General features: G+C 51.8%; 17 protein-coding genes. 8 read left to right on the top strand and 9 right to left on the bottom strand.

The features are described 5' to 3' along the window. Positions 1-811: 811 nt before the first annotated feature. Positions 812-1315, bottom strand: a complete 504-nt coding sequence (locus AC1RVX_RS21310; protein WP_493218585.1) for an Lrp/AsnC family transcriptional regulator — start codon at positions 1313-1315, stop codon at positions 812-814. Between the two features lie 179 nt (positions 1316-1494). On the opposite strand from AC1RVX_RS21310, the gene hppD reads away from it, so the two are divergent. Continuing rightward, positions 1495-2607, top strand: a complete 1113-nt coding sequence (gene hppD / locus AC1RVX_RS21305; RefSeq protein ID WP_493218584.1) for a 4-hydroxyphenylpyruvate dioxygenase — start codon at positions 1495-1497, stop codon at positions 2605-2607. 74 nt (positions 2608-2681) lie between these two features. Then, the gene (phhA, locus tag AC1RVX_RS21300; RefSeq protein WP_493218694.1) at positions 2682-3560 is read left to right on the top strand and encodes a phenylalanine 4-monooxygenase; all 879 of its coding nucleotides are present in this window, start codon (positions 2682-2684) and stop codon (positions 3558-3560) included. A 54-nt stretch (positions 3561-3614) separates the two neighbouring features. Here the strand turns inward: phhA and AC1RVX_RS21295 are convergent, their stop codons facing one another. Beyond that, positions 3615-4118 (bottom strand): DUF2147 domain-containing protein, encoded by a 504-nt coding sequence (locus AC1RVX_RS21295; protein WP_493218583.1) that lies wholly within the window; start codon positions 4116-4118, stop codon positions 3615-3617. Between the two features lie 220 nt (positions 4119-4338). Here AC1RVX_RS21295 and AC1RVX_RS21290 point away from each other — a divergent pair, with 220 nt between their 5' ends. Both AC1RVX_RS21290 and AC1RVX_RS21285 read left to right on the top strand, forming a co-directional pair. Continuing rightward, positions 4339-5085, top strand: coding sequence for a response regulator (locus tag AC1RVX_RS21290; protein WP_493218582.1), 747 nt, complete (start codon positions 4339-4341; stop codon positions 5083-5085). Then, positions 5082-6425 (top strand): sensor histidine kinase, encoded by a 1344-nt coding sequence (locus tag AC1RVX_RS21285; protein WP_493218581.1) that lies wholly within the window; start codon positions 5082-5084, stop codon positions 6423-6425. Before AC1RVX_RS21290 ends, AC1RVX_RS21285 begins: the two co-directional genes overlap by 4 nt. 574 nt (positions 6426-6999) lie before the next feature. On the opposite strand, the gene AC1RVX_RS21280 is transcribed toward AC1RVX_RS21285, so the two are convergent. Then, positions 7000-7821 (bottom strand): DUF2087 domain-containing protein, encoded by an 822-nt coding sequence (locus AC1RVX_RS21280; protein WP_493218580.1) that lies wholly within the window; start codon positions 7819-7821, stop codon positions 7000-7002. Between the two features lie 305 nt (positions 7822-8126). Further along, a complete protein-coding gene (locus tag AC1RVX_RS21275) occupies positions 8127-8744 on the bottom strand; it encodes a LysE family translocator (protein ID WP_493218579.1) in 618 nt (205 codons plus the stop codon). Between the two features lie 124 nt (positions 8745-8868). Here AC1RVX_RS21275 and AC1RVX_RS21270 point away from each other — a divergent pair, with 124 nt between their 5' ends. After that, a complete protein-coding gene (locus AC1RVX_RS21270) occupies positions 8869-9765 on the top strand; it encodes a LysR substrate-binding domain-containing protein (protein ID WP_493218578.1) in 897 nt (298 codons plus the stop codon). Here AC1RVX_RS21270 and AC1RVX_RS21265 read toward each other — a convergent pair. Next, complete coding sequence (locus AC1RVX_RS21265) at positions 9759-10622, bottom strand: LpxL/LpxP family acyltransferase (RefSeq protein WP_493218577.1); 864 nt, start codon at positions 10620-10622, stop codon at positions 9759-9761. The two genes, AC1RVX_RS21270 and AC1RVX_RS21265, sit on opposite strands and share 7 nt — an antisense overlap. Next, positions 10619-11470, bottom strand: coding sequence for a lysophospholipid acyltransferase family protein (locus AC1RVX_RS21260; RefSeq protein WP_493218576.1), 852 nt, complete (start codon positions 11468-11470; stop codon positions 10619-10621). Before AC1RVX_RS21260 ends, AC1RVX_RS21265 begins: the two co-directional genes overlap by 4 nt. A gap of 259 nt (positions 11471-11729) precedes the next feature. Here AC1RVX_RS21260 and metK point away from each other — a divergent pair, with 259 nt between their 5' ends. Further along, a complete protein-coding gene (metK, locus tag AC1RVX_RS21255; RefSeq protein WP_493218575.1) occupies positions 11730-12911 on the top strand; it encodes a methionine adenosyltransferase in 1182 nt (393 codons plus the stop codon). 143 nt (positions 12912-13054) lie between these two features. Then, positions 13055-13882, top strand: a complete 828-nt coding sequence (locus AC1RVX_RS21250) for a M14 family zinc carboxypeptidase (protein WP_493218574.1) — start codon at positions 13055-13057, stop codon at positions 13880-13882. 37 nt (positions 13883-13919) lie between these two features. Here the strand turns inward: AC1RVX_RS21250 and AC1RVX_RS21245 are convergent, their stop codons facing one another. The 3 genes from AC1RVX_RS21245 to AC1RVX_RS21235 all read right to left on the bottom strand — a co-directional run bounded on the left by AC1RVX_RS21245 (position 13920) and on the right by AC1RVX_RS21235 (position 17356). Continuing rightward, positions 13920-14423, bottom strand: a complete 504-nt coding sequence (locus AC1RVX_RS21245) for a hypothetical protein (RefSeq protein ID WP_493218573.1) — start codon at positions 14421-14423, stop codon at positions 13920-13922. A gap of 219 nt (positions 14424-14642) precedes the next feature. Then, entirely contained in the window at positions 14643-16055 is a 1413-nt protein-coding gene (locus tag AC1RVX_RS21240) for a hypothetical protein (protein WP_493218572.1), read from the bottom strand. Positions 16056-16057: 2 nt separating this feature from the next. After that, a complete protein-coding gene (locus AC1RVX_RS21235) occupies positions 16058-17356 on the bottom strand; it encodes an SPFH domain-containing protein (protein WP_493218571.1) in 1299 nt (432 codons plus the stop codon). A 401-nt stretch (positions 17357-17757) separates the two neighbouring features. On the opposite strand from AC1RVX_RS21235, the gene AC1RVX_RS21230 reads away from it, so the two are divergent. Next, positions 17758-18492 carry a response regulator transcription factor gene (locus AC1RVX_RS21230; protein ID WP_493218570.1) on the top strand — a complete coding sequence of 245 codons (735 nt, stop codon included), beginning with the start codon at positions 17758-17760 and terminating at the stop codon, positions 18490-18492.

The following is an 18492-nucleotide window of genomic DNA, read 5'->3' as shown; positions in this document are numbered from 1 at the left end:
CGTTGCGTAAGCAAGCGACATGTCGCTGGAATTCCTTACTCCACCGCAGAGAAAAGCGGGAGGAAAAGCAAAGTCTGGTTTTCTTCCTGCTTTTCTCTGTGCCTCAATCATTAATCAATCCAGTAATAAGAAACTTGGCTAAAGGCCGCATTGACGTTGCTTTTGGGGTCGCTGCTGTTTTTGAATTTTGCAGTTCCCATGTGTCCTGTGTCCCTATAGGGAAGGAATCTCGCCTTGCAAGGCGAGATCGTTACGCAGGCGGATTGCAAGCAATCCAAATTCCCTGCTACACCGACGCCATTTGTGCGGTACAGAAAATGGAATAGAAGAGCCGATGTTTGAGGTGTAGCTGGGATTTCGAGATGCATGCATCTCGCCAGCATAACGGCAATCGCTTGCAAGCGATTGTGCGCCCTGCAAGGGCAGCGAGTTTCGGATCTTCCCATTTTTTGTACCGCATAAACGGGAACCCCCTTTAGGGGGCGACGATGCCTGAGTCGCCTTTTTGGCATACCTTTTTGGCGAAGCAAAAAGGTATGTAGCCGCCGGTCTACCACCGGCCTGCGGTCGTAAATGACGCATGCAGGCACTTAAAAATCTACATCATCATGGTGCAGAGATTTAAATCACTACATAGTATGTTGCGAACGCCACTAGACTCCTGCCTGCGCAGGAGTGACGATTTTGAGGTTAATTGTATTAACTACGCTCTGCTGCAAATGCGTTACAAAACACAAGGCGATAAACCTGTGAACGTTAGCAGCACGCCAACAATGTATGCTCAATGCTATCCAGAGTTCAAACTCTTAAATCACCCACCCACCAACACCGGCAACGCCGTCGTATCCTTAATCTGCTGCAATGAAAAACTCGATTTCACATCCAGTACCGCGGGATGGCGCAACAGGGTTTCCATCATGAAGCGTGAAAAATGGTTCATGTCCCCCACGTGCACCCGCAACAGATAATCCATTTCTCCCGTCATGGCGTAGCACGCCACCACTTCCGGCCACTGGGCGACGGAAACCGAAAAGTCTTCACGCGGTGAACGCGAGCCGCCCTTGCCAGGGTTGTCACTATGCTTTTCCAGCCGCACGTTGACGTAGGCCAGCAAACCCAGGCCTATCTTGGCCGGCTCCAGCAAGGCCACATATTTGCGTATGACGCCGCTGTCTTCCAGCCGCTTGATGCGCCGCAGGCAGGGGGAAGGTGACAGATTAACCCGTTCTGCCACCTCTTGATTGGTTAGCCTGCCATCTGCCTGCAAAATTGCCAAAATTTTACGGTCAATTTTATCCAGTTCAATTTCCATCATAATCTGCCATCATTTAAATAAATTAAGCAATATTATTGCTCAAATTGCGAAGTCTTTGGGGTATTTGGCAATTATATGGCGCGTTTTGCGGACTATACTGAGAACTTGAGCTACATCAAAACCTGCATGAAAACTGGTCAGATGCAGCAGACACTGATGATCACACTGAGGAGACAGGCATGACGTTCCAAACTTGGGAAAACCCTATGGGTACCGATGGCTTTGAGTTTATCGAGTACGCAGCACCCGATCCAAAAGCACTCGGCGAATTATTCGTCACCATGGGTTTCACTGCGATTGCCAAGCACCGTACCAAGGACGTGACCTTGTACCGTCAAGGTGGGGTGAACTTTATTATCAATGCAGAACCTGATTCTTTTGCACAGAAATTTGCCCGCAAACATGGCCAATCCGTCTGCGCATTCGCTTTCCGCGTCAAGGATGCCAACGCCGCCTACAAGCGCGCCCTGGATCTGGGTGCCTGGGGCTTCGACAATAAAACCGGCCCTATGGAATTGAATATCCCTGCCATCAAAGGCATAGGCGATGCACTGATTTATTTTGTTGACCGCTGGCATGGCAAAGATGGTGCAGAAGCTGGTGCCATCGGCAATATCAGCATTTATGATGCAGACTTCGTTGCCATCCCCGGTGTAGATTCCAACCCTGTTGGCAAAGGCCTGACTTATATCGATCACCTGACCCACAATGTACATCGCGGTCGCATGAAGGAATGGGCAGATTTTTACGAAACCCTGTTCAATTTCCGCGAAATCCGTTACTTCGATATCGCTGGCAAACATACAGGTTTGAAGTCCAAGGCCATGACTTCACCTTGCGGAAAAATCCGTATCCCTATCAATGAATCTTCGGATGACAAATCCCAGATCGCTGAATACCTGGATCTGTACCACGGCGAAGGTGTGCAACATATCGCCATGGGCACAGACAATATCTATGACACCGTTGGCGGCATGAAAGCCAATGGCGTGGTATTCCAGGACACCATAGAAACTTACTACGATCTGGTTGACCGTCGTTTGCCTGGCCACGGTGAAAACCTGGAAGAATTGCGCAAACTACGCATCCTCGTCGATGGCAAGAGCACAGAAACATCGCGCGAATTGCTGCTGCAGATTTTCACGACCACGGTCATTGGCCCTATCTTCTTTGAAATCATCCAGCGCAAAGGTGATCAGGGTTTTGGTGAAGGTAATTTCCGCGCCCTGTTTGAATCCATAGAACTGGATCAGATCCGTCGTGGCGTCATCAAAGACGAAACAACTGTCTGATTTTTCGCCAAACCTGAATGGAGATATAAAAAGGCTGATCGTCGTGTTGATGTCAGCCTTTTTTCTAAAATATGATGGACACCACCGTTACCAACGAAGATTTTCTCGCCACCGTTGCTGAGAAGTCGAATGGTGCCGCCCTGCGTGGCAACTATGAAAAAGCCGACGAACACTATGTTGTCGAACAAGACTGGGAAGCCTATACCGAAGAAGAGCATGCCCTGTGGCGCAAGCTGTACCAGCGTCAGATGGAGCTCTTGCCCGGTCGTGCCTGTGATGAATTTATTGAAGCCCTGCACAAGATGGATGCGGCAGATGGCATCCCACGCTTTGGCCGCACTTCAGAAGAATTATTTGCGGCTACCGGCTGGCGCATTGTCGCTGTCCCCGGCCTGATACCTGAACTGACTTTCTTTGAGCATCTGGCCAATCGTCGCTTCCCCATCACTGTATGGTTGCGTAAGCCGGAAGAATTCAATTACATCGTAGAACCCGATGTCTTCCATGATTACTTCGGTCACGTACCGCTGTTGTTCAATCCAGTCTTTGCCGATTACATGCAGTTATATGGCAAAGGCGGCTTGAAGGCAATGAAACTGGGGGGACTGGATTATCTGGCACGCCTGTACTGGTATACGGTGGAATTTGGCCTCATCAATACCGACAAGGGTTTGCGTATCTATGGCGCAGGCATACTGTCATCTGGTGGTGAAGTCGAATACTGTCTGAAGCCGGGTACAATGTCGCGCCATATCCATCTGGACATAGAACGTTGCCTGCAAACCCTGTACAAGATAGACAGCTTTCAGGAAACCTATTTCGTTATCGATGATTTCAAGCAATTGTTTGATGGTACAGCACCGGATTTCACGCCTTACTATGAGCGTCTGAAAAAACTCGATGCCTTGCCAGCCAACACCTTGTTGCCAGGTGAAGCTGAATTGCTGCCATAACACTGGCAATCATTCAACTGAAACGGGGCATCGGTCGATGTCCCGTTTTTCTTATCAATGACTACTGTGTGCAACGACGGTAGTTGATACGCGGGTCCAGACCTGGCTACGTCCATCTTCCGGCTTGTCTTTGAATGGCGTGACTTCCAGTTCTGTCGGGCTGAGCATACGCATCTGGCAGGTATACGTTGCACCATCCCCACGATTGAAGATTTTGCCCGTCCAGGTTGCCGGCTGGGTAGGTGTAAAACTTTCCAGTATGGTTTTGCCCAGCATGGGCGTAGCCGCCGCAGTATTGGCTGTGTTCATCGCGGAAGCATCAAGAACCTTGCTAACTTTACCGCACAGGGCCCGGCCACAACTGGCAATTTCAACTTCCAGACCACCACTTTGCGTCAGCCACGTACCGGCAACTGCTTCTTGCTTGTTTGCCTGCATTTCTGCTTCCACAGTTGCCAGATAATAGTCAGACAAGCCCGGCTGCTGAGCCTGTGCGGACCAGGAACTCATCAAGACAGTAGCCAGAACAGTGGCGGCGAAGATCATTTTCTTTTTCATTTGTATTCCCCTGGAAAATTGTGCAGGTGATGAAAATCATCACGGCCATGCAATTAGACCCGGGCAAGGTATCTGGCAGATGTCATGAAATGACAGATTTGCATCTGTACATGTGTTATCAGCTCTCAGATACACTGGGATACAAAAGATTTTGTCTCTGCCACAATGTGGGCTATAAAGCTCCATGAAGCAACGCCAAAGAAAGAGCACGAAGCCCGCCATGGAAAACACTGAATCCCCAGATCACGTCCTCATCGTCGATGATGATGCCGAAATACGCGAGCTGACTGCTCTCTATTTGCGCAAGAATGGCTGCAAGGTCAGTGTAGCTGCTAATGGCAAGCAAATGCGGGCCTTGCTGGATAGCGCCGTCATAGACCTGATCGTACTGGACATCATGATGCCGGGTGAAGATGGACTCAGTCTGTGCCGGGAATTGCGTTCCGGCATACACAAGATCATTCCCGTCCTCATGCTGACAGCACGTGCAGAAGAAACTGACCGGGTGGTAGGACTGGAAATGGGGGCGGATGACTATCTGACCAAACCCTTTGCTGCCAGGGAACTCCTGGCCAGGATCAAGGCTGTATTGCGTCGCACACGTATGCTGCCACCCAATTTGCGTGAGCAAAAGCCCCCTGCCATGTTGCACTTCGGTGACTGGCAGCTAGATACTCTGGCACGCCATCTGCTGGACAACGAAGGTGTTATGGTCACCCTTAGCGGCGCCGAATACCGTTTGCTGCAAGTCTTTGTCGAACATCCACAAAGGGTATTGAACCGTGACCAGTTGCTCAACCTTACCCAGGGTCGTGATGCTGAACTGTTCGAACGTTCCATTGATTTACTGGTCAGCCGCCTGCGCCAGCATTTGCGCGATGATGCACGTGAACCCCGCTATATCAAGACCGTGCGTAGTGAAGGCTATGTATTTTGCGCACAGGTCACCACGCCAGAGGAAGCATGATGCAAACCATGGAAAGCTTGCGCTGGCCACGCACCCTGTTTGGCCGCCTTTGTCTGATTTTACTCAGCGCCCTGCTGATGGCGCATGCGCTTTCTTTTGCGTTGTCGCAATGGGAAAAAATGCAATTCAAGAAAAATTTGATGGTGTATTCCTGCGGCAAGGATGTTGCCAATGCGGTAGCTTTTCTGGATCGCATACCGGCTGCAGAACGTGCCTTCTGGCTACCGCACTTTGCCCGTAATAATTATCAATATGCATTGCAGGCCGCACCTGCAAATGCCATAGAAAACCGTGAACTGGAAATCGCCCAGGACGCTGTGCGCTCCATAAAAGAGAATCTCGAACATCCTGTAAAGATCAAAACCAGCATCACTGTCATAGATGATAAAAAAACGCTGGAAATACATCTGAACTTGCTGGATGGCACGCCATTAACCGTCATGCTGAGCGCCACACCATACAGCGTGCAGTGGAGCATGGTCTTGCTACTCTGCCTGCAACTTGCGATCATCATGTTGGCCGCCTGGCTGGCCGTCAGAATGGCAACACGGCCGCTGGCCATGTTGGCCGATGCGGCTGACGCCATAGTCAAGCCGGGTGCCAGACCACAACTACCTCTCAGTGCACCACAAGAAGTATTTCGTGCCGCCACCGCTTTTCAAAATATGCAGCAACGCATCGATACCTACCTGGCCGAACGCATGCAGATACTGGCTGCCATTGCACACGACTTGCAAACCCCCATCACCCGCCTGCGCCTGCGTACCGAGTTGATGGAGGACGACAGCCAGCGCGACAAAATGCAGGCCGACCTGCAAGCCATGCAAAAACTGGTGGAACAGGGCCTGGCCTATGCCCAGGCACAAAATCAACTGCAAGTTGACCAGGAAACCGCCAGCAAGCTGGATCTGGATGCCCTGGCAGGCAGTCTGGTACATGATTATTGCGACACAGGTCAGAAAGTAGCCCTGATTGGCAGCAGCCACTTAAGCATACGTACCCGTTCCCAAGCTTTAACACGCCTGCTCAGCAACCTGATCGACAATGCACTGAAGTTTGGCAGCGAGGTAGAAGTCACCCTGAGCAAAAATGTCCAACACGCAGTAATCACCATCCAGGACAGAGGCCCCGGCATCCCTCCAGAACAATGGGACGCCGTCATGCAACCTTTCGTCAGACTGGAATCCTCCCGCAACAGCGACACTGGCGGCGCTGGCCTGGGCCTGGCAATAGTCGCCCAACTGGCGCTACAACTGCATGCCGACATACAGTTTGCCAATCGTGAGGGTGGAGGTTTGGCGGTGAGTGTCAGATTGCCTTTGCAGGCTGGGGTGGAGTAGATCGAATCGTTAGAACAATTGACCGCGAAAAATATGAGTTGAGATCGTGGTGACGTTGCTGTTGCTGTTGCTGTTGCTGTTGCTGTTGCTGTTGCTGTTGCTGTTGCTGTTGCTGTTGATTTTGACTTTGACTTTGACTTTGACTTTGACTTTAATCCGCTTGGGACGATGTAATTTGTGCGTCACAGAAAATGGAAAAAGAAGATCCGATGTTTGAGCCGCAGGCGAGTTGCGGATCTTCCCATTTTTTGTGACGCACAAATTATGCTGAAGCGTAGCGCAAGCACCCGAAGGGCGAGTCTGCGGTCGCCTTTTCTTTGGATACTTTATTTTGGCGACGCAAAAGAAAGTATCTCGGCCGCCGGGCCGAGACCCGGCTTGGTTCCACGAAGGGTAATCGCTTTAATTAATGACGAAGGTATGCAACAAACGCCGCTGGAGCGCCAACACGGTAGATTCCTGCCTGCACAGGAATGACGCTAATTTTATTGCCGTCAAATTGAAGGTTAACAGCCATGTCGGTACAACCCGGCCGCCAAGCAAAGTCCATCTGCATCAAAATGCAAGATGCCGATTAAACCCGCCAATACTCCCCCTCCGCCCTCTCCATCAAACCGTTCATAATAAACTCCCGCCGCAAGGTCGCAAAATCCGAATGGAATTGCAGCAAAAAACTATTGATATCAGCTTCCACATACCGCCGTTCAAACTGCAATTGCTCCACCAGCCAACGCAGGATGACGAGACGCTTTTTACGTTGTTCCGGGATACTCACCAGGCGACCATTCTTGACGAAAGACTTCATCACCCGTTCTGCCTCAACTTCCGTTGACTGCAAATCCAGCATGATTTGAGATGCATCCCAGTTGGCCTTGAAACGCTCGGTGCGACTGGCTTGCAGGCGTTGCTGTGCCAGACTCAACCAGCTCGCGCTAGCATAACCCTGTACCAGATCACGCCCTATAGCATCCCAGAATTCCGGCGCAGCGCTGACACCCATGGCCTGTAAATAATCGCTGGTGACAACCAGATACTGACGCCGGTACGGCAGCAGATAAGCCGCTTGGTTGGCTTGTAATTGTGCTTGCGCTTCGGCATAGCTGGCATACCAGTGGTTGAAGAAAGAAGTGACTTCGGCACCGTGCCAAAAGTCGCCCATATCTTCACCAGCTTGCGCCTGGCCGCCAAGGACGACGCGCGCATGTTCCCAGTTCTGGAAACCGGCATCGGCTGCGGCCAGGTTCATGCAGTGCTTGAGTTGCCAGCTGCCGGGTATTTCCCAGTGGCGCTGGCGGCTTAAAATCAGCGCACGTTTGCTGGCTGCGACATTGCTGGTTTCCAGCAGTTTTTGCAATAAGCGGGCGCGGGTTTTGATTTCTGTAGTGAGTGCGTTCATGCAGCAGCTCCTGAAAAAGCAGCCAGTTGCGCGATGAACAATGAAGGGTAGTGCAGAGATAACATGATGAACTCCAGTTCGCTTATCGACGACCCGCTGACGTCAAACGAAACATGGCAATTATCACATTAATCTGGATGTGCATATCTAGAGGCTGTTACAAAATTAAGATGGCTAGGCGATGCAACAACGCCAGGTTAATTTTGTAACAGCCTCTAAGGGTGAGAGCCTCTTGTGCGGGCAGGCGCCCCTTAGCACCTGTGCCGCAATTGTAGGCTTGCATCCAAACTTCGTCAACCGTGTCTCTAATGCAAGGCAGGCAAACTGGCCAGTGACACACCCAAGACGATCAATACTGCGCCAATGAAACGATTCAACACCACCTGCTGCCTGAGCATGCTGGCACGCAAGCGACTATCCGAGAAAAACAGGGCAACCAGGCTAAACCATATCCAGTGCGCAAAGGACATGAACAAGCCATAGCCAAATTGTGCCAGCAGGCTGGTATCGACCTGCACGACTTGGGTATAAGTGCTCAGGACAAATAAAGTGGTTTTGGGGTTGAAGGCGTTGGTCATAAAACCTGCCCGCAAGGCAGCAATATTATTCAATGACTGCCCTGTCCCGGCGTCTGCGCTGATGACAGCGCGGGTAAAAAAAGTCTGGTAACCGATGTAGATGAGATAGATTGCGCCGACGATCTTGATGGCGAAATACAGGCTCGGTGATTTGGCAATCAGCAAGCCTACACCCAGCATGGTGTACATGACATGTACTTGTACACCCAGGGCTATACCACTGGCGGCCAGCAATCCGGCACGTCGGCCATACAGGTAACTGTTTCTGGTGACCATGGCAAAGTCAGCACCGGGACTGATGACGGCCAGGATGGTGATGATGGCAACAGCGATGAGTTCTGTCATGTTCTTCCTCAAGATATAAAGATTTAATGCGTGATCAAGTATCACGTATAGACAGATTCTGAAGTCAGATACCAACTATGAATATCGATATATACTGAGACATATCATTGAGAAAATCTCACCTATGAGCTATCACTTGCCATCCCTGAATGCAATACGCGTGTTTGAAGTCGCGGCTCGCCATTTGAGCCTGGTCAGGGCGGCGGAAGAACTACATGTCACCCACGGTGCCGTCAGCCGTCAGATCAAACAGCTGGAAGAAAATCTTGGCATAGACTTGTTCGAACGCCGCAACCGGGCCATCTTTTTAACGCCAGCCGGCCTCAGCCTGCAAGGCACTTGCACGGACATCATGCGGCAACTGGAAGCTGGCTTGCGCCAGCTCCGGCAGGCGGATAATCAACCACTGGTAGTCTCTTGCGAACCAACCATAGCGATGCGCTGGTTGATTCCGCGTCTGGGCAAATTCAGACAGCTATACCCAGAATTGGAAATCCATTTATTTGCTGCTGGCGGACCTGTGGATTTGCACCACGGACATATCGATCTGGCACTGCGACGCAATGATTTTTCCTGGCCGCAAATCTACCATGTCGCCAGAGTTGCCCGGGAATTGGTTGCCCCGGTGTGTGCGCAAGATTTACTCAAACTGGGAAAACTGCCATTGAACCAGCAATGCCTGCTGCATACCGCAACCCGCCCCAATGCCTGGGTACAATGGCAAAAACTCAGCGGGCAAAACACACGCGGTAAAAGTCGAGCGACCTATGAACATTTTTACCTGAGCCTGCAAGCGGCTTGCGCTGGCCTGGGCGTCGCCATGGCATCGGCCTATATGGTGGAAGATGAAATCCGCAACGGGGTATTAATCGCACCCCACGCATTCATGGCTGATGGAACTGACTATGTGTTGCTGTCAGCCTTGCCATTTGACGAAGACAAGCGCCGTCTGGTATTTTTGGAATGGCTACAACAGGAATTTAAAGTGACAGCGCAGGCCGTCACCGGTCTTCATCAATAAAAACCAGCCTCACCAGAAGGTCTGGTTTTAAAGCGTTTATGCGCCCAGAAATACTCGGCAGGCGCTTTCAATATTTCTTGCTCGATGAAGGCATTCATATAGCGTGTAGCCGCCACGATATCGTCGCCAGGATAGTTTTGCCACGGCTCATGGAAGGTCACTTTCCAGCCCTGGTAGTCCGGCAAGATAGTGGCGATAACGGGAATGACCTTGGCACCCGTGGTCGCAGCTATTCTTGGCACCGCAGTCAAGGTCGCAGCGGGTACGCCAAAGAAAGGCACGAACTCGGCATCCTTGGCACCAAAATCCATGTCCGGCAGCATGAAGAAAGGCAGGCCTTCGCGCATGGCACGGATAATGGGCTTGACCCCTTCTGCACGCGAAAACAGTTTCACCGGACGAAAACGCGAACGCCCCTTGCGCAGAGCAGCATCGAATACCTTGCTCCTTTGGCTGGTATAGATGGAACACAGGGACGACTCCAACATCACTGCCACACCTGCCACATCCAGGCTAACAAAATGCGGACACATCAGTATGGTCGGGCCAGCAGCGATGGCGGCCATGGGCACGGCAGGATCTATCTGTATCAATCGCTTCAGGCGTACTTCTGATGCCCACCAGAGTATGCCGCGTTCCAGTACGCTGCGTGCATAGACTTGGAAATGTCGTTTGGCAATCGCCGCTCTTTCTACCTCACTGAGATGCGGCAGGCAAAGGGACAGGTTTTTCAGAGTAATGTGGCGACGTTTGCGTATCACTACAAACAGCATGCTGCCTACAGCTTCACCAAGACGCCCCAATACAGGCAAAGGCAACCAGTGCAACAGCCACATCAAGACCAACACAGCTCTCATGCCTGCCCCTGCGATTCTGGGCCATCCACACCATCTGGCTTTTTATAGCGGTTATAACTCCAAAAATATTGTGCCGGAGAACGAGCGATCAGTTTTTCCATACCACGATTGATTGCTGTCGCCTGATCTACCGGATCGGCTCCCAGTTCTTCTTCAAATGGTACGAAACGGATCACATAACCACGCCCGAATGGCAGCCTTTCTGCGTAAGTCAGAATAATGGGCGAGCCTGTCATGCTATGCAGCTTCGCAGACAGCGTCATGGTGTAGGCACGCTTCCCAAAAAACTTGGCCCAGACACCCTCACCTTCCTGTGGCACCTGATCCGGCAGCAAGCCAATAGCTTCTCCCTTTTTAAGGGCCTTGGCCATGATGCGTACACCGGACAGGTTGGCCGCTGCCAGTAATAAATTATCACGCGCACGCGCGCCCTCGATCAGCGGCTTGAGGGCTGCCTTGCGTGGGGGGCGATACAAAACCGTCAGGCGGGTACGCACGGCAATGCTTTGGGCAACTATTTCAAAACAGCCCAGGTGAGGAGTCAGGAAGATCACTCCTTTTTTGCTGTCCAATGCAGCCTGTACCAGCTCCCAGTTCTCTATACTGGCAGTCTTTAGCACCCTTTCAGGCTTGGCACACCAGATGAAAGGCAGTTCCAGGATATTCTTGCCCGCCTCGCTCACTGCCTCATGCAAATGCCCGGTAAAACCGGCCCTGGTGATATTTTCTTTCAGGCGACGACGATATGATCCTGACAATAAATACACCACCCAACCCAGTGCAGCTCCGGCAAAATGCAAGACGGATAATGGAAAAATGGAAAGAAGACGAAACAATGTGACAAGCATGACGCCGCTCAAGTAACAGTTTAAAAAATAGGGGATATTCGACAGAAAAAGCAGAACGAGCGTAAAATATCACACATTGGCTAGCTTTGACCTGCTTAACCGCAGGACAACCCATAAGAACTGAACAGGTTCTAAGAAGCAAGCCACCGCCGAGTTAACAGACAACTTGCGAGGCGGTTAATAAAATTCGCTAAAGCGTCGCAGGATCTCTTTCCGACTGCGGCAAAATCTTTACGGTCAATTTTTATAGGAGCCTGCGATGGCAAATGATTTTCTTTTTACTTCTGAATCAGTTTCCGAGGGACACCCGGACAAAGTCGCTGATCAGATTTCCGATGCAATCCTGGACGCCATTTTTGAGCAAGACCCACGTTCCCGCGTTGCCGCCGAAACCCTGACCAACACCGGTCTGGTCGTGCTGGCTGGTGAAATCACCACCAACGCCCACGTTGATTACATCCAGGTTGCACGTGACACCATCAAGCGCATAGGCTATGACAATACCGAATATGGCATTGATCACAAAGGCTGCGCGGTTTTGGTTGCCTATGACAAACAATCCAACGACATCGCCCAGGGCGTTGACCAGGCATCTGACGATCACCTCAACACTGGTGCTGGTGACCAGGGCCTGATGTTTGGTTATGCCTGCGACGAAACACCTGAACTGATGCCTGCACCGATTTACTATGCCCACAGGCTGGTAGAGCGCCAGGCACAACTGCGCAAGGATGGCCGCCTGCCTTTCTTGCGTCCAGATGCCAAAAGTCAGGTCACCATGCGTTATGTGGATGGCAAGCCGCACAGTATAGACACGGTAGTCTTGTCCACCCAGCACAGTCCTGATCAAAGCGAAACGGCAACCAAGATGAAGCAGTCCTTCATCGATGCCGTGATCGAAGAAATCATCAAACCAGTGCTGCCGAAAGAATGGCTGAAAGACACCAAGTTCCTGATCAACCCGACTGGCCGTTTCGTCATTGGCGGTCCGCAAGGTGATTGTGGCCTGACCGGCCGTAAAATCATCGTTGATACCTACGGTGGTGCCTGCCCACATGGCGGTGGCGCTTTCTCTGGTAAAGACCCTACCAAGGTTGACCGTTCTGCAGCGTATGCGGCGCGCTATGTTGCCAAGAACATCGTGGCTGCCGGCATCGCCCGTCAATGCCAGATCCAGGTTGCTTACGCGATTGGCGTAGCACGCCCAATGAACGTCACGGTCTACACCGAAGGCACCGGCGTCATCCCTGATGACCAGATCGCCGCATTGGTGAATGAATATTTTGACTTGCGACCAAAAGGCATCATCCAGATGCTGGATTTGCTGCGTCCAATCTATTCCAAGACTGCAGCCTATGGTCACTTTGGTCGTGAAGAGCCTGAATTCACTTGGGAACGTACCGACAAGTCAGCGATTTTGCGCGCCGCTGCAGGTTTGTAATTTGTCGTCGATATTGTTGTAACGTATCATTTGTAGCACTGGGAGTAGAAGCAAGAATGCCGGTAAGTTTTTTCAGAAGTAAGTTCACTGCATTTCGCTGCAAAAACCTCGGTGCTTTGTTTGCAATGGCTGGTCTGTTGTCCATGCCATCTGCAAACAGCCTGTCAGCCTCACCACCCGTAAAACCAAAAGCAATCAGCGACTGGTGCACACCATTGGTAGCACGCCTGCCCAAGGTCAGCCTGAACGACTGCAAGAACAGCAAGCTAAACCCGAGTGGCGCTAACTCACTCAATGGTTTTCCGGTGTTATTCCGCGACATCAAAGCCGATGCCAGACATCCGCAGGCCATACGTGTGCTGATGCTGGGTGGTATCCATGGTGATGAACAGACGGCCTCTTCCATTGTCTTCAAATGGATGGATGCCATGCAAAAAACTCCGCTTGAATTCAACTGGAAAATTGCCCCGGTGGTCAACCCCGATGGCCTGCTAGCCCCCAAGCCACGCCGTATGAATGCCCGTGGCGTAGACCTGAACCGCAACTTCCCTACCCCCAACTGGCAAAAAGAAGCCCCCAGTTACTGGGCGCGCGTCACCCGCAGTGATCCGCGTCGCTATCCGGGCAAGGCACCAATTTCAGAACCAGAAAGCCGCTGGGTCTATGAAACCATAGAAAAATACAAGCCCGATGTCATCATCTCGGTGCACGCCCCTTTTGGCGTGCTCGACTTTGACGGCCCCACCACACCGCCGAACCGCTTTGGACGCCTGATCTATAATCGCGTAGGCGTCTATCCCGGTTCACTGGGGAATTATAGCGGCGTACATAAGGACATCCCTGTGGTCACCATAGAATTGCCTAACGCCACCCAGATGCCGCCAGATGCAGAAGTGCAGCGCATCTGGCAGGATATGCAAAACTGGATAAGACAGAATGTGACGGGGCCATTGAAGACAGCAAACAAGTAGAAATACTCGATCCAGTTCCGCCATGCGTGTTTGAAAATCAGTCCCCTTGCTGCTGCCAGATCGCTTTACCTGCCTTCAAATAAATCAAGGCGCTGGCGGAGCCTTCCTTCCCCACGACGATGCCATCATTCTGCAATTTGACAGACTTCTCATGATAGCTATGCGGTTGCGATCCCTTATCTTCGACATACCAAATTTCCAACCAGGAAAAATCATCCCCGCCTTTGCCAACATTGCCAATCGCATGTCCTGCACCTACGATAACTGGCTTGGCTTTGGCATGTGACAAAAAGACGATACCCTCTTTTTTACTCCTGCTGTCCTTGACCAATACCGCCAGGTCTCCCTTGCCAGCGCCAAGAAAATTGCCACGCCAGACAAAGGGATTGATACGACTATTGACCTCGATTGATTCTTGCTGAGACAAGCTATCAAGCTGCTTGCTTGCCCAATCAGGTAATTGCATCTTGGGCGATATATCCTGTGCAAAAGCAATGCTGTTGACGAATAACAGGGCAATGGATACAGATTTGAAATTCATGGCAAAACTCCAAGTAATAATATAGGTGGGTTGGAAACCTTAGTATTGCTGATTGTGAACAGAACCTGGCCAACTTTGACTTGTTCACATCCCCTGACACTGGCTACAAATTATTGCAATTTAAATGACATCTTGCTTTACTTGCTGTAATTTCTTAAAAGCACATTCTTGCTGTGCACTTGATAAAAGCATGCATCACTACTGTTTTTAGAACTCATTTCACCGCAAACTGATCGTCTGCCTCTTCCAAGCCGGGTCTTGCCACTTGTAGAACACGCTCAAAGAGCCCGGTTTGTCTGCGCCATTTTCGACTTGCAGACTATCCATACTGACAATTTCAAAACTCTTCTTGAATCTGCCTTCGACCTTGGCTTCACGCGCTACCAGCATCTTGTTTGTGCCTGGCACCCAGCCGGCAAATTCGGCATAACCCAGGTCAGGGTCACTGTTGGCTGGCGGCAGGACGTCGATGATCCAGCCCTGGCTGGTCTGGTGGAATAGCCAGAGTTCACGCCAGTTTTCCATCGGCTGTACCGCCAGCGTCAGTGCCGTGCTTTGCGCATTGACGCGGGCAGATGCGGCCCAGACCACGCTATAGGTGCAGCGCTTTGTCAACGGGGTTTTGACATCGTGTTTGGCGTCAGTCAGCATGACGCAAGTTTCGCCAGGTTGACCAGCGGCGGTGACGATGTTCAAGCCGGGCTTGGGTACAACCACTGGTTCAGCAGCCCAGCGTGTCGTGCCTACCCGTACACCGGCATCGGCATAGGAATACACGTCTTCATCGGCAAATTCTTCCTTGTTGACTGCTGCCAGTTCGGTCAGGGCGCGGTTGGCGGCTTCTGCCACCGGCTCGCCCTTACGTGCGCGCTGGAAGGCAATGCTGGACCAGACGCTGGCCTTGCGCATGCGCATACGGTTTTTAAGGTACTCGGGCAGGCTGGTGGTGTTGACGCGGTCCAGCACATCAGCACGCCACTGATCAAGGGCAAAACGCTCGGTTGGACGCATGGCAGGGTCTATGCAATCCTGGCGTGTCAATGCCAGGGCCGCACGGGCCTTTTGATCTGGCGTGGCATTCATCGCCAGTACACGACGGAAAGCTTCGCCGTCATAGCAAAGCTGCATGCGGCCTTCGCGTTCATAACCTTTGATGCTGATGCCGTAATTGGCGACCACTTCCAGATGAGCAGCAATGGTCGCTTCATTTTGCTTGGGCTGTTTGCTTGATGCACGCTTTGCCAAACGTTCTGCCATGGTGCCGAGCGCATCAAAGGCTTCGGCTTCAATGGCATTCGCTGGCGCAGCTTTCAGGTAAGCAGCGGTATAGCTGATGCCCAGGGATTCTGCCCCTGGCGTATCACGCAAAAAACGGATGACGGCAAAGGCATCGGGGGCATCATCCGGCTGCATGGATACCAGGCGCACCTGCGATGCCTTGATATAACCTGCACGTTCACGCCTGTGGTCATACACTTGCAGGTAATCGAGTTTTTCACCGCGAATTTCCAGGCTGTCGCCCTGCCACAGGATGGCCTGTTGTTGCGCACCGTCTTTGGGGGCTGCGCGCAATTGTGCCTGATCCTGTGTGACAACAGCGAGTACGGCGACAGCAGCTAAAGTAGCAAACATGATTATTGGCTTTCCTTGTTGTCATTCATTGCTTCAGCGTCAGCCGATACTTTTTGCTGTGTGGCCCGACTATTTTTGCCAGCGCCCAGCAAGGCCGAGCCAATGAAGCCGCCATCAGCCGGTGGTGGCGCGATGATGACCGAGATCTTGTCCGACAATTTATCGGCCATGGTTTTTTGTATCAGCAAAGGGTGCTTGGTCAGCAACGCGCCATCGCGTTCCAGTTGCGAGCTGGCGACCTTGCCGACCAGGTCTTGCCTGTAGGCTTCGGCATCAGCCAGCTTGCGACGTGAATCAGCTTCGCCCTGGGCTTCGATGATGCGTGCCTGCGCTGTACCTTCTGAAGTCTTGATACGCGAAACCTTTTCTGCCTCGGCTTCAAACTGGCGTTGCTCTATCTGTTTTTGCTTGAACGGTAATACGTGCTTCATGGCTTCTTCCTGCGCTTTGGCGGCAATGATTTGCTCGTTACCAGCGGCTTCGGCGGCTTTCTCTCGTTTGATCTTATCGGCATCTGCTTCCAGCGCGGTTTGCTTGACCTGCTTGTCTTTCAATTCCAGGGTGTAGCGCATTTTTTCGCTTTCCAGCTCTTCGGCCAACAGTTTTTCCATGCCGCGCTTATAGTCGGCAGGCAAGTCGACCTTGCCCATCATGACGCTGCGTAGCAAGATGCCGTCAGCGGCCAGTTTAGGCTTCAGTTCGGCTTCTATTATTTGCTGGATTTCTGCCCGTTTGCTGGAGAAAATTTCCCTCACCGTATAACGGGTAAATGCCTTGTAAATCACGCCCTGCACTGCTGGCTCCACGATTTCTGCATTGATGTTTTCGGGCAGGCTCTTGGACATGTTTGCCAGCTTGCTGGGGTCAAATGCATACCGTACGCTCAGGTCAACACCCAGCGACAACCCCTCTACCGACTGAAAAGGTGCTTCGCCATCGGCACGGCTGCTGCGTGTGGGTCGGTACAATTGATCTTGCAGATTAAACAGACGCAATTCATGCAGACCGGGTACAACGATGACAGCACCATCACGTACCTGTTCCGCACTACCGGTCAACTGATTGATACGCACGCCGACTTCCCCGCGCGGGATACGCTGCATTGGTGGGTGGGTACTGATGGCATACACGGCACCGCCAACCAGACTCAATACCACCAGGCGATTGAAAGTGGTTTTGCTGAAAACGCCAGACCCAGCCGTCACCCTGGCCCCGGCTTTGAGTCCCGAAGCGCTTTTGCTGAAGACAGAAGACAGAGTGGATCGTACGGCTTGTACCAGGGATTTGATACGGTCAGACATGATAACTCTCCAATGATGGTGTGTTTCCAGGGTTGCTTGCAGTGGCGTTTGCCCTGCTTTCCTTTGAACCTGCCGATGATCTGTAGCGAGCGTGCGTCAGCGGGAGTGAAGAGCAGCGCAAAAAGCGGAATGTACTTGAGTACATGAGCATTTTGAGCAGCGCATGAGCCCCGATCACGCTCGCGCAGTAAGATCGTCGGCAGGTTCTGATACACATCATGCCCTGCCTCCCACGGAGCATACAATGCTGTGGCAAGGGCAGAAATATCACTCTTGCAAGCTATTTATTCGCAGTCATGAATAAGCCTTGCCGCGTGTGAAGAAAAACTCACAGCCGCTTTATGACTTTTGCCAAAAAACCGTGGATACTGCTGGTATCGTATTAATCGCAGGGGTACACCGTGGTAAAAGTAGCTGTCATCGAAGACGATCTGCCCACCAGCAATCAGTTAAAAAGCTGGATAGAAGCAGCAAAACCCGGCATACAGATAGACCAATGGTTCAGCCGTGATGATGCCGAAGCAGCGATTGCACGTGAAAATTATGACCTGGTGGTGCTGGATATAGAACTGGGGCGCGAGCGCCATGCTGGCGTTGCCATCATCAATGCCATCAATAAACAACATGCGACGCCGGTATTGGTAGTGTCTGCCATGCCCGCAACGATTTATCGCAGCATCATGAAGGCGCTGGACGCCTGGGATTACCTGCAAAAGGCGACCTTTGAAGAAGCCGACTTCATAGAAACATTCCTGGAAATCCTGCGCTCGGTCAAAGAGCGCAAACAGCATAGCAACCAGAATGCGGCCTACAAGGAAGCAGCCAAAACACCCGTCGCCGACCAGCTCAGCATGGACCCATTGCGCCAGCGCACACCCATCTGGCGTGGTCAGCGCATCAATCTGCCACTGACAGCGCAACGCATACTGGCGGCCCTGTTTGCCCGCCGCGGCCAGGTGGTATCGTATGAAGACTTGTATGAAGTCGTCAAGAGCGGACGCAACCGCGACAATATACGCAAGCATGTGTCCACCATACGCGACGCTTTCCGTGAAATTGATGCGGATTTTGAATGTATAGAAAACGTCCCCATGCGCGGTTTCAGATGGGTGGATGACGACGCAGGCAGAAACTGA

Source organism: Undibacterium sp. GW821-FHT11B02 (genome assembly GCF_058808955.1).
Note: the sequence above shows the minus strand (reverse complement) of the source record. Positions and strands in the feature narration are given on the sequence as shown.